Source organism: Paraburkholderia sp. LEh10 (assembly GCF_017814945.1).
In the GTDB taxonomy this organism is placed as follows: Bacteria; Pseudomonadota; Gammaproteobacteria; order Burkholderiales; family Burkholderiaceae; genus Paraburkholderia.
The window spans coordinates 1-12,882 of sequence record NZ_JAGIPX010000062.1 but is presented as its reverse complement, the minus strand read 5'-3'; the positions used below and the strand labels follow the sequence as shown (position 1 = coordinate 12,882).

10 protein-coding genes are annotated in these 12,882 nt (G+C 65.3%); all 10 read left to right on the top strand.

Annotation, left to right across the window (positions count from 1 at the left end; genetic code table 11):
• Positions 1-406: 406 nt before the first annotated feature.
• A complete protein-coding gene (locus tag J8I87_RS34510) occupies positions 407-1,804 on the top strand; it encodes an undecaprenyl-phosphate glucose phosphotransferase (protein WP_209936759.1) in 1,398 nt (465 codons plus the stop codon).
• A gap of 77 nt (positions 1,805-1,881) precedes the next feature.
• Positions 1,882-3,294 (top strand): UDP-glucose/GDP-mannose dehydrogenase family protein, encoded by a 1,413-nt coding sequence (locus J8I87_RS34505; RefSeq protein ID WP_209936758.1) that lies wholly within the window; start codon positions 1,882-1,884, stop codon positions 3,292-3,294.
• Between the two features lie 35 nt (positions 3,295-3,329).
• Positions 3,330-3,773 carry a low molecular weight phosphotyrosine protein phosphatase gene (locus J8I87_RS34500; RefSeq protein WP_209936757.1) on the top strand — a complete coding sequence of 148 codons (444 nt, stop codon included), beginning with the start codon at positions 3,330-3,332 and terminating at the stop codon, positions 3,771-3,773.
• Positions 3,767-4,939 carry a polysaccharide biosynthesis/export family protein gene (locus J8I87_RS34495; RefSeq protein ID WP_209936756.1) on the top strand — a complete coding sequence of 391 codons (1,173 nt, stop codon included), beginning with the start codon at positions 3,767-3,769 and terminating at the stop codon, positions 4,937-4,939. The genes J8I87_RS34500 and J8I87_RS34495 overlap by 7 nt, the downstream gene beginning before the upstream one ends.
• Before the next feature lie 146 nt (positions 4,940-5,085).
• On the top strand, positions 5,086-7,308 hold the full coding sequence (locus J8I87_RS34490; protein ID WP_409518861.1) for a polysaccharide biosynthesis tyrosine autokinase: 2,223 nt from the start codon (positions 5,086-5,088) through the stop codon (positions 7,306-7,308).
• Positions 7,309-7,380: 72 nt separating this feature from the next.
• On the top strand, positions 7,381-8,343 hold the full coding sequence (locus tag J8I87_RS34485) for a glycosyltransferase family 2 protein (RefSeq protein WP_209936755.1): 963 nt from the start codon (positions 7,381-7,383) through the stop codon (positions 8,341-8,343).
• A complete protein-coding gene (locus tag J8I87_RS34480) occupies positions 8,340-9,572 on the top strand; it encodes a glycosyltransferase family 4 protein (protein ID WP_209936754.1) in 1,233 nt (410 codons plus the stop codon). Before J8I87_RS34485 ends, J8I87_RS34480 begins: the two co-directional genes overlap by 4 nt.
• A 3-nt stretch (positions 9,573-9,575) precedes the next feature.
• Positions 9,576-11,036 (top strand): glucose-6-phosphate isomerase, encoded by a 1,461-nt coding sequence (locus tag J8I87_RS34475; RefSeq protein ID WP_209936753.1) that lies wholly within the window; start codon positions 9,576-9,578, stop codon positions 11,034-11,036.
• Positions 11,037-12,326, top strand: a complete 1,290-nt coding sequence (locus tag J8I87_RS34470) for a glycosyltransferase family 4 protein (protein WP_209936752.1) — start codon at positions 11,037-11,039, stop codon at positions 12,324-12,326.
• Positions 12,323-12,882 (top strand): glycosyltransferase family 4 protein (locus tag J8I87_RS34465; RefSeq protein WP_209936751.1); only part of this gene is annotated, 560 nt, incomplete at its 3' end. The genes J8I87_RS34470 and J8I87_RS34465, both read left to right, overlap by 4 nt.

The following is a 12,882-nucleotide window of genomic DNA, read 5'->3' as shown; positions in this document are numbered from 1 at the left end:
AATCGGATAAAAATTGACATGACACTATGCGATGCGTCGAATGCGATGTCCTGTGCGGACTACGCGAAAAAATATTCGCCGTGGTAAGCGGCAGGCACACACGCAAATGGTCGCTCGCAGAGCCCGCGAACCAGTGCAAGCCGCATAATTCGGCAAGAATTACCGAATAAAAGCAGAAAAAATGACGTAATTAGCGTCGAAACATTTTGATATTTTTTGCCGTATTGCAGCCTGAATTTTAATGCCGCCTTATCTAGGCTTGTAGAAGGGTATTCACCCATCGGCGTAAAAACGGCGAATGCCCGAATAGCGATCGCGCGAAGTACCGGCAGGCAAACAGCGCGCATTTTTCAATGAACCGTGGATAGAACTTGATTGAACTGACAGACAAGGCGAGGTGCAGCAGATGCTGAGCGTTCTATCGAGAATCATCGACATCGGCGTGGTCGCGCTCGGCGCGCTCATCGCGTCGGCCGTGCATGACGGGCGCTTCGTGTGGCTCGACGACATGCAGAGCGTGTCGTTGGCATTCGACTGCCTGCTCGTGATCCTGTTCTTTCCGGCGCTCGGCATTTATCAGTCGTGGCGCGGCAAGCCGCTGTACGACCTGTTGTGGCGCGTGTCGATGGGCTGGCTGATGGTCGAGGTGACGGGCATCCTGATGAGCTTCAGCCTGCACCGCGCGGACATGCTGTCGCGGCTGTGGCTCGCGTACTGGGCGAGCGCGACCGTCGTGCTGCTGATCGTCACGAAGGCGGGCGTGCACGCGGTGCTGCGCGGCCTGCGCCGCGAAGGCTACAACCAGAAGAGGGTGGCCATCGTCGGCGGCGCGCCGTATGGCAAGTTTCTGATCGAGCAGATGCGCAGCCGTCCCGAAGCGGGCTTCAGCCCTGTCGTCGTCTACGACGAGGACGATAACCGCAGCCACTATGAGGACACCGACGGGCCCGAAGCGATCGAAGGCGTGCCCGTGCAGCGCGACTACGCGGCGATGATCGACGAGATGCGCCGCCGCTCGGTGCGCGAGCTGTGGATGGCGCTGCCGATGTCGAAAGAGAAGGTCATCCATCGCTTCGTGATGGAGTTCCGCAACGACTTCGTGAACATCCGCTTCATTCCGGATGTGAGAAGCCTCACGCTCTTCAATCAGCCCATGGTCGATCTGCTCGGCGTGCCCGCGATCAATCTCGCCGCGTCGCCGATCACCGATCTGCGCGTGCTGCCCAAGCGCGTGTTCGATCGTCTGTTCGCGCTCGCCGCGCTGACGGCGCTCGCGCCGCTGATGCTCGCGATCGCGGCCGCCGTCAAGCTGTCGTCGCCGGGGCCCGTGTTCTTCCGGCAGCGGCGCAAGGGCATCGACGGTCGCGAGTTCGAGATCTTCAAGTTCCGCTCGATGAAGGTCCACACGGAAGAAGCGGGCAAGCTCACGCAGGCCACGCGCCGCGACCCGCGCATCACGCCCGTCGGCGCGTTCCTGCGCCGCACGAGCCTCGACGAACTGCCGCAGTTCATCAACGTGCTGCGCGGTGAGATGTCCGTGGTCGGCCCGCGTCCGCACGCGCTCGAACACGACGACATCTACAAGGATCTGGTGAAGGGCTATATGCACCGCTACCGGATCAAGCCGGGCATCACCGGCTGGGCGCAGATCAACGGCTATCGCGGCGAAACCGACCGCGTCGAAAAGATGATGGGCCGCGTGAAGCTCGATCTGTACTACATGCAGCACTGGAGCTTCTGGCTCGACATCAAGATCGTGGGCCTGACGTTCTGGAAGGGCTTCGTCGGCAGCAACGCGTACTGAACGACGCGGCGCGCCAACCAGGCGGAACGCCGGGCGTTCCGCATTCACTGAACCATTCAATCTCCGAGGTGTAATTCATGAACCTGACGATCGTTGGAACCGGATACGTGGGCCTCGTGACGGGCGCCTGTCTGGCAGACATCGGCCACGACGTATTCTGCCTCGACGTCGATCAGCGCAAGATCGACGTGCTGAACAACGGCGGCGTGCCCATCCATGAGCCCGGTCTGCTGGAAATCATCGCGCGCAACCGCAAGGCCGGGCGGCTGAAGTTTTCGACGGATATCGAAGCGGCCGTCGCGCACGGCGACATCCAGTTCATCGCCGTCGGCACGCCGCCCGACGAGGATGGTTCCGCCGACCTGCAATACGTGCTCGCGGCCGCGCGCAACATCGGCCGCCACATGAAGGGCTTCAAGGTGATCGTCGACAAGTCGACGGTGCCCGTCGGCACGGCGCGCCGCGTCGCGCAAGCCGTGCAGGAAGAGCTGGATGCGCGCGGCCTGAAGCAGATGTTCTCGGTCGTCTCGAACCCCGAGTTCCTGAAAGAGGGTGCGGCCGTCGAAGACTTCACGCGGCCCGACCGCATCATCCTGGGCTGCGACGACGACGTGCCCGGCGAAAAGGCGCGCGAGCTGATGAAGCGCCTCTACGCGCCGTTCAATCGCAATCACGAGCGCACGCTGCACATGGACGTGCGTTCCGCCGAGTTCACGAAGTACGCGGCCAACGCGATGCTCGCGACGCGCATCTCGTTCATGAACGACCTCGCGAATCTCGCCGACCGCGTCGGCGCCGATATCGAAGCCGTGCGCCGCGGAATGGGCTCCGATCCGCGCATCGGCTACCACTTCCTGTATGCGGGTTGCGGATACGGCGGCTCGTGCTTCCCGAAGGATGTGCAGGCGCTGATCCGCACGGGTAGCGAAATGGGTCACGGCCTGCGCATTCTCGAAGCCGTCGAAGCCGTCAACGAGACGCAGAAGAAGATCCTCGCGCAGAAGATCGTCGCGCGTCTTGGCGAAGACCTGTCGGACCGCACGTTCGCTGTCTGGGGCCTCGCGTTCAAGCCGAACACCGACGACATGCGCGAAGCGCCGAGCCGTCCGCTGATCGCCGAGCTTCTTTCGCGCGGCGCGAAGGTCGTCGCCTACGACCCGGTTGCCGTCGACGAATCGAAGCGCGTGTTCGCGCTCGACCTGCAAGGCAAGCCGCAACAGCTCGCGCGCCTCACGTTCGCCGACGAGGAAATGCAGGCGGCCGACCAGGCCGACGCGCTCGTGATCCTCACCGACTGGAAGGTCTTCAAGAGCCCGGACTTCGACAGCCTCAAGACCCTGCTGAAAACGCCGCTGATCTTCGACGGCCGCAATCTGTACGAGCCGGACTCGATGCGCGAGCTCGGCATCGAGTATCACGCGATCGGCCGCCCGCATGCGCCACTGGAAGCGCTCGGCTCCGGCGTTGCATCGCTCGCCGCCGCGCTCTGATCCCCAAGGCCTCATCGAGTCGAACGAGACCGCCCATGTTCGCGAACGTCCTGATCGTCTGCCACGCCAACGTGTGCCGCTCGCCCGCTGCCGAGTGGCTGTTCCGCTCGCGTCAGCAGGCGCGCGGCGTACAGCGCATCGCGTTTCGCTCGGCGGGCTTGCGCGCGATCGACGGCTACGGCATGGACCCCGTGATGCGGCGCCTGCTCGAAGAGCGCGGCGTGGAAAGCGGCGCGCATCGCGCACGGCGGCTCGACGGCCAGAGCGTGCGCGATGCCGATCTGATCCTCGTCACCGAACAGCGGCAAGTGAAAGACGTGGAAGCGCTCGATCCCACTTCGCGCGGCAAGGTCTATCCGCTCGGCAAGTGGGAGAACACGGATGTCGTCGATCCACATGGACAGGAGCTTGACGTCTACCGCGACAGCCTCGCGCACATCGAACATCTGGTCATGGGATGGCTGAACAAAATATGCTGAAGCGAAATATCACGTTATCTATTGTGCTGACGACTTTTCTGTCGGCATGCGCGAGCGCGCCGGGGAATTACCTCGACACGTCGCGCCTGAAGGAAGACCAGCAGAACAAGCCGACGGAGACTTATCCCGTCAAGCTGATCGACGGCGCGCTCGTCGCGCAGCAGGCACAGGCGCAAGCCGCGCCGCAGGTATTGCCGCCGCCGGGTCCGTTCGCCGATCCGACGCAGTACGTCTATCGCATCGCGCCGCAGGACATTCTCGGCATCACCGTCTGGGATCACCCGGAGCTGACGACACCCAACGGCAGCACGCTGTCGTCGGGCGGCAACACGACGCAGACGCTCGGCGGCGCGCTGCAGCAGCCGTATACGCAGGCGCTGCCGGGCCAGGCCGACCCTTACGGGCAGACGGTCGCGCACGACGGCACGATCTATTTCCCGTTCGTCGGCCGCATCCGCGCGGCGGGCAAGACGACGGCGCAGATCCGCGACGAACTGGCCACGAAGCTCGTGCCGTACATCCGCAATCCGCAGGTCGATGTGCGCGTGCTGTCGTACCGCAGCCAGAAGGTGCAGGTGACGGGCGACGTGAAGACGCCGGGGCCGCTTGCGCTGTCCGACGTGCCGCTCACGCTCGTCGACGCGATCACGCGCTCGGGCGGCTCGACGGACTCCGCCGACCTGCAGCGCGTGCGCCTCACGCGCAACAACAAGCTCTATGTGCTCGACGCGAACCGCATGCTCGATGAGGGCGACACCACGCAGAACGTGATGCTGCAGCCGGGCGACATCATCAACGTGCCGGACCGCTCGGACAGCCGCATCTTCGTGATGGGCGAGGTGAAGACGCCGGCGCCCGTGACGATGATGAAGGGCCGCCTGACGATCGCCGATGCGCTCACGCAGGCGGGCGGCATTCTCGATACCGACGCGAATCCGCGCCAGATCTACGTGATGCGCGGCATGAAAGAGAAGCCGACCACGCCTGACGTGTATCGCCTCGACCTGACGCAGCCCGACGCGATCATGCTGTCGTCGCAATTCCAGTTGCAGCCGATGGACGTCGTGTACGTGGGCACGGCTGCATCGACGACGTTCAACCGCGTGCTACAGCAAGTGCTGCCGACGGTGCAGACCCTGTTCTACCTGAAGCAGTTGACGCGCTAAGCCCGCGATTGAAATACCCGAACCGCCGCTGGCCATCCGGCGCTTCGCATCGGGAACACGAGCCGATGCAACGCGCCGGGGCCGTCGGCGGCCCTGTCCGGGTCAGAACCCTGAGCATGCAAGCGAGCACCCAAGCGAGTACCCAAGTGAGCACTCAAGCGAATCCCCATCTGGCCATCAAGACCAGAACCGAAGAAGAGGACGTGGTCCTCGGCCAACTGCTGCAGGTGATCATCGACGACGTCTGGTGGCTGATCGGCATCGCCGCGACCATCGTCGCGATCGCCGGCTTCTACTGCTATGTCGCGAAGCCCGTCTATTCGGCCGATGCGCACGTGCGCGTGGAAACGTCGGATAACACGTCGCAGGCGCTCACGCAGACGCAGACGGGCGCGACGATCTCGACGGGGCAGACGACCATCCCGACCGACGCCGAGATCGAAATGATCAAGAGCCGGGGCGTCGTCGCGCCCGTGGTTCAGGACCTGAAGCTGAACTTCTCGGTGACGCCGAAGACGATCCCCATTCTCGGCAGCCTCGCCGCGCGCGTCGCGACGCCGGGCCGGCCCGCGAAGCCGTGGCTCGGCCTCGGCTCGTATGCATGGGGCGGCGAAGTGGCCGACGTCGATTCGATCGATGTGACGCCCGCGCTCGAAGGCAAGAAGCTGATCCTCACCGCGCTCGACAACGAACGCTATACGCTGATGTCGCCCGACGGCGATCTGCTGCTGCGCGGCCAGGCCGGCGCGCCCGCGCAGGGCGGCGGCGTGACGCTGCTCGTCAACAGGCTCGTCGCGCGGCCGGGCACGCAGTTCACCGTGATGCGCGCGAACGACCTCGATGCGATCGGCGCGTTCCAGGCGGCGATCAATGTGCAGGAGCAGGGCAAGCAGACGGGCGTGATCTCGATCTCCCTCGAAGACCAGAACCCCGAGCATGCGGCCGTCGTCGCCAACGCGCTCGCGCAGTCGTACCTGCACGAGCACATCAAGACGAAGCAGGCCGACGCAAGCAAGATGCTCGACTTCCTGAAGAGCGAAGAGCCGCGCCTGAAGGGCGATCTCGAACGCGCGGAAGCCGCGCTCACCGCGTATCAGAGCAAGAGCGGCTCGATCAACGCGAGCGACGAGGCCAAGGTCTATCTGGAAGGCAGCGTGCAATACGAGCAGCAGATCTCGGCGCTGCGCTTGCAGATCGCGCAGCTCGAACAGCGCTACGGCGACGATCACCCGATGATCAAGGCCGCGCAGCAGCAGATGTCCGAGCTGCAGGCGCAGCGCACCAGGTACGCGGAGCGCTTTCGCGATCTGCCCGCGACGGAAGTGAAGGCCGTGCAGCTGCAGCGCGACGCGAAGGTCGCGGAAGACATCTACGTGCTGCTGCTCAACCGCGTGCAGGAGCTCTCGGTGCAGAAGGCGGGCACGGGCGGCAACGTGCATATCATCGACGCCGCGCTGCGTCCCGGCTCGCCCATCAAGCCGAAGAAGGCGCTGATCCTGTCGGCTGCGACGATTCTCGGCTTGATCGTCGGCACGGGCTTGGTATTCCTGCGCCGCAATATGTTCAAGGGCATCGACGACCCCGAGACGGTCGAGCGGGCGTTCCATCTGCCCGTCTACGGTCTCGTGCCGCTGTCGGCCGAGCAGGCGCTGCTCGAAAACGCCGCGCTGCGCGGCGGCACGCGCCAGCGCGCGGTGCTCGCGAACGCGAAGCCGAAGGACGTGTGCATCGAAAGCCTGCGCAGCCTGCGCACGTCGATGCAGTTCACGCTGCAGGACGCGCGCAACCGCATCGTGATGTTCACGGGCCCGATGCCCGGCGTCGGCAAGAGCTTCCTGACGATCAATCTTGGCGTGCTGCTCGCCAATTCGGGCAAGCGCGTGCTGATGATCGACGGCGACATGCGGCGCGGCGCGCTCGAAAAACATCTGGGCGGCTCGCTCGATAACGGCCTGTCGGAACTGCTGAGCGGCCAGGTTTCACTCGAACAAGCCGTGCGCGCGACGGAGATCGACAACCTGTCGTTCATCTCGTGCGGCCGCCGTCCGCCGAACCCATCCGAACTGCTGATGTCGCCGCGCCTGCCGCAATACCTCGAAGCCCTCGCGAAGCGCTACGACGTGATCCTGATCGACACGCCGCCCGTGCTCGCCGTCACCGATGCGTCGATCATCGGCGGCTATGCGGGCTCGACGTTCTTCGTGGTGCGCTCGGGCATGCACAGCGAAGGCGAGATCGCCGATGCGCTCAAGCGCCTGCATTCGGCGGGCGTGCACGTGCAGGGCGCGATCTTCAACGCGATGCCGCCGCGCGCGCGCGGCAACTACGACCGCAGCTACGCGGCCGTGCAGGAATACCTGAGCACCTGACTGGCGCGTCGGGCCTTGCCTGCGACGCACGCAACGCCCATGCGCCGTCAATCAAGCTACGGAGAGTACAGGATGAAAATAACGGTACTGGTGCCGACATATCGCCGCCCGCAGGATCTTGCGCGCTGTCTCGCGGCCTTGCAGAGGCAGGAGCGCACGCCCGACGAGGTCGTGGTGGTCGCGCGCCCCGACGATGAAGCAACGCATGCGTGTCTGCGCGATCCCCTCGTGACGGGCGCATTGCCGCTGAACCTCGCGCCCGTCGAGGTGCCCGGCCAGGTGGCCGCGCTCAACCGCGGGCTCGATGCCGCGACGGGCGACGTGGTCGCGATCACCGACGACGACGCGGCGCCGCACGCGGACTGGCTGCGCCGCATCGGCGCGGCGTTCGAAAGCGACCCGAGGCTTGGCGCGCTCGGCGGACGCGACTGGGTGCACGAGAAGGGCGGCGTGCTCGACGGCTCGCGCTTTCTGGTCGGCAAGATGACGGCGTCGGGCAAGATCATCGGCAATCATCATCTGGGCGTGGGCGAAGCACGCGAAGTCGATATGCTCAAGGGCGCCAACATGAGCTACCGGCGCGACGCGATCCGCACGATCCGCTTTGACGGCCGCCTGCGCGGCGCCGGCGCGCAGGTCCACAACGACATGGCGTTCAGCATGAGCGTGAAGAACGCGGGCTGGAAGCTCGTCTACGATCCGCGCGTGGCCGTCGATCATTTCCCCGCCGAGCGTTTCGACGACGACGGCCGCGACGCGCAGTCGATGATGGCCGTGCGCAACGCCGCGTACAACCTGCATCTGATCTTGCGCGAGCAGTTGCCGCCCGTGCATCGGGAGGTAGCGTGGTGGTGGTATGCCCTCGTCGGCACGCGCGTCTATCCGGGCGCCGCGCATGCGCTGCTCGCGCTGACATCGAAACAGGGACTCACTCGGCTCGCACGCTGGCGCGCCGTGCGCATGGGCGCGCGCGAGGCGCGCCGCGCGTTCGCGCGCAATGGCAGCACGGGTACGGGCAAAGGGGTGCACGCATGACGACGAAGGTCCACGTGCACCTCTTCTATGGCGCCGATCCGCGCTTCTATCGCAAGGGCGAGAACATCGGCTGCCTGTACGGCTATCACCATGCCGAATCGGACGAGTTCCAGCTGACGTATTCGCAGGATGTGAAGGAAAGCCGGCCCGTGCGCCTCGTGCGCCGCGCGCTGAAGGCAATGCTCGGCTTCGATCTGCTGCATACGCTGCGCAACCGCGACGCGATCTTGTGCTCTGACGTGATCTGGACGCATACGGAACAGGAATGGCTGTCCGTGGCGCTCCTGCTGCTGATGAGCGGCAGGCGCGAAGCGCCGCCGCTGCTGCTCGCGCAAAGCGTGTGGCTGCTCGACAAGTGGCGGGACTACGGTCTCATGCGCCGCTGGTTCTATCGCAAGCTGGTCGCACGCGCCGATCTGCTGACGACGCTCGCGCGCGACAACGCCCAGTTGTGCCGCGAATTCTTCGGACGCGACGCGACACAGCTTTTCTATGGCCTGAACACGCGCGACTTTCCCGTGCAGCCGCCGCAGGAATGGCAGCCGCACACGCCGCTGCGCATCGCGGCCATCGGCAACGATCGCGACCGCGACTGGGAAACGCTCGTCAAGGCCGTCGGCAACGATCCACGCTTTGCCGTGCGGCTCGCGACGCGGAGGCGCATTGCGCGTTCGCTGCGCTCGCTGAACGTGCATGTGGCGCCCGCGGCCGGCCTCGAGAAGCAGCGCGAGCTGTACGACTGGGCCGATGTGATCGTCGTGCCGCTGCGGCCGAACTCGCACGCGTCCGGCATCACGGTGATGCTCGAGGCTGCGGCTGTCGGCAAGCCAATGGTCGTCACGAACGTCGGCGGACTGCAGGACTATTTCTCGGCGCGTGCAGCCGCCTATGTGCCGCCGTTCGACGCCGGCGCACTGCGCGATGCGCTGCTAGGTCTCGCGACGTCGCCCGACAAGGCGCTGCAACAGGCGCAGGCGGCCGCGACGCAGCTCCTGTCGCGCGATCACACGACGCAGCACTACGCGCAACAGCATGTGAAGATCACGCGTGATCTGCTGCGCCGCCGCGCGCAAACGATGCAAGCGGCGCAAACGGCGCACACGACGCAAACGACGCATACAGCGCAAACGACCCTCCGCGGCCAGCGTCAGGGCGACGCCGCGCCGCAGGCCAAGGCCAACGCGAACGCCCGCGCGCGGGTGCCGTCGCAAAGCCGCGGAGGGATGTAAGCGATGTCGTCGATTGCACGAGCCGGCATCGACAGCGCCGCACGCGACGTCAAACGCGAGCGCAAGGAGTGGCTGCCGCCCGCGCTGCTGTGGCTCATCACGGCGATGCTGATCGTCGCGCACCAGGGCACGGTGCTCACGCTCGCGTTCCCGGTGCTGTCGATCGCCGTCGGCTTCTGGCTGTACTTCAAGAGCCCGGCGAAATACGTCGGCTATATGTGGTGGCTGTGGTTTTTGAGCCCGGAGGTGCGGCGTCTCGCCGACTGGTCGAAGGGCGCGTTCACGCCGACCAGCCTGATCCAGGTCGCGCCTCTCGCGGTCACGATGATCAGCGGGCTTTCGCTGATCCGCTTCTACCCCGTGCTCGCGCAAAAACGCGGTTTGCCCGTCCTGCTGATGCTGGCGGGGCTCGGGTATGCATTCATGATCGGCGTCGTCTCCAGCGGCCCGCTGGCCGCCCTGTACGACCTCGCGAACTGGGTCTATCCGATCCTGATCGGCTTTCACATCATGGCGCACTCGCGGCAGTACCCGGACTACCGCGAGACCATCGTCAACACGTTCATCTGGGGCATGCTGCTGATGGGCGGCTACGGGCTCGTGCAGTTCTTCATCATGCCGCAGTGGGACGCGCTGTGGATGCTCGGCTCGCAGATGAACTCGCAGGGCGACCCTGTGCCGTTCGGCGTGCGCGTGTTCAGCACGATGAACTCGTCAGGCCCGTTCGCGCTCGCGATGATGGGCGCGATGGTCTACGTGATGGCCGCGAACCATCGCGTGCGCTGGATGGCGGGCGCATTCGGCTTCCTGTCTTTTTGCCTTTCGCTCGTGCGCTCGACGTGGGGCGGCTGGGTGATCGCGATGCTGATTCAACTGGTGAAGTCGAACAACAAGGTGCGCATCCGCATCGTCGCGAGCGCGATCGTGCTCGCGGGCCTGTGCGTGCCGCTGCTCGCCATCGGCCCTGTCGCGCAACGGATGCAGGCGCGCCTCGATACCATCGTCAATCTGCACGACGACCAGAGCTACGCCGCGCGCAACGAGTTCTACGCGAGCTTCGCGAAGACCGCGTTCACCGACGTGACGGGCGAGGGGCTGGGCGCGACGGGCACGTCGACGAAGCTGTCGAACGACGGCGGCCAGCTCGGCCAGTACGGCAACTTCGACAGCGGCGTGATGAACATTCCGTTCGTGCTCGGCTGGCCGGGGACACTGCTCTACATGTCAGGCGTGATCTGGCTGCTCGTGCGCGCGCTGCGCGCGTCGTTCCGGCTGCGCGACGACAAGTTCGCGTCGGCTTCGCTGTCGCTGTCGCTCGCGATCTTCGCGATGCTCGTGTTCACCAATTCGCTCGTCGGCACGGGCGGCCTGCTGCTCTTCATGGGCGCGTTTTCGATTCTTTCCGCGGCGCACTGGCAGAAGCTGAACGGGCGCCGCCATTCATTCTTTCATGGAGGCCACTGATTGAGAGTCGCCATCGTCACGCATGTCGTGCGTCATAACGACGGGCAGGGCCGTGTCAATCACGAAATCGCGCGCGCGGCGCTCGAAGAAAACATCGAGGTCACGCTGGTTGCCTCGCATGTCGCGCCCGAGTTGCTCGCGCATCCTCTCGTGCATTGGGCGCCCATCAGGATTGGCCGCTTCTGGCCGACCAATCTGCTGCGCCAGCAGGTGTTCGCATTGAAAAGCGCGTGGTGGCTGCGCACGCATCGCGCGGAATACGACGTGCTGCACGTGAACGGCTTCATCACGTGGATGTCAGCGGACGTCAACACCGCGCACTTCGTCCATAGCGGCTGGTACAGGAGCAAGTACTACCCGTTCGGCCTGAGCAAGGGTTTGTGGTCCGCGTATCAGTTCGTCTATACGCGCGCGAATGCCGTGCTCGAAGGCTGGGCGTATCGACGTTCGCGCGTGATCACGGCCGTGTCGCAGAAGGTCGCCGCCGAGATCGCCGCGATCGGGCTCACGCCGCGCAACCGGCTCGATGTGATCTACAACGGCGTCGATACGCAGGGCTTTGCGGCGGCGCAGGGCGACCGTCTGCGCTTCAGGCTGCCCGAGGACACGTTCCTGCTGCTCTTCGTCGGCGATCTGCGCACGCCGCGCAAGAACCTCGGCACGGTGCTGCGCGCATTGCAGCATTTGCCCGAGCACGTGCATATCGCGGTGGCGGGCTATCTGCCGGGCAGTCCGTATCCCGATGAAGCGAAGGCGCTCGGCATTGCGCATCGCGTGCATTTTCTGGGGCTCGTCAAGGAAATGCCCGTGCTGATGCATTCCGTCGATGCATTCGTGTTCCCGTCGCGCTACGAAGCGATGAGCCTGTCGCTGCTCGAAGCGATGGCGGCGGGTTTGCCTGTCGTGACGGCGCGCACGGCGGGTGGGGCGGAGATCATCACGCCCGAGTGCGGCATCGTGCTCGACGATCCCGACGATCCGAAGGCGCTCGCGCAAGCCGTCGCGCAGCTCGCATCGAACGATGAAGCACGCCGCGCGATGGGCCGCGCGGCCAACGAGCTCGCGACGGGCTTCGGCTGGGCGCGCATGGCGCAGCAGTACATCGCGCTGTATCGCCAGCTCATGGACGAGCGTGAAGACGGGCGCCGCGCGAACAGGCGCAACGACAACGACACGCTGGCGTCGAACGTCTCGAACATCTCGAATGCATTGACCCGTCCGCAACGCGCGGACCGCGTGACGCAAGGCGTCACTGCGCAATCGACAACGACAAGGAAGGCACACCCATGACCACTCGTTCCATCAAGTCGCTGCAAATCGGCATGCACTGGTTTCCCGAGCGCGCGGGCGGCCTCGACCGCATGTACTACTCGCTGATCGGCGCGCTGCCGGGCGCGGGCGTCGAAGTGCGCGGCGTCGTCGCGGGCTCGGAGCGTGTCGCGCAGGACACCAACGGCGCGATCCAGGGCTTCGGTTCCGCCGCGCAATCGCTGCCGCTGCGCCTGATGGCCGCGCGCCGCGCGTTGCGCCGCGAGATTCGCGAGCGGCGTCCCGACGTGATCTCGTCGCATTTCGCGCTCTACACGTTTCCGGGGCTCGACGTGACGCGCGGCATTCCACAGGTCTCGCATTTTCAGGGGCCGTGGGCCGACGAGAGCCATGTCGAGGGCGCCGATTCGCTTGGTCAGCGCGCGAAGCGTTACCTGGAGCAGGCCGTGTATGCGCGTTCGTCGCGGCTGATCGTGCTGTCGGATGCATTCGGCAGGATCCTCACATCACGCTACGGCATTCCCGCCGAGCGCATCCGCGTCGTGCCGGGCTGCGTGAACGTCGACCAGTTCAATCT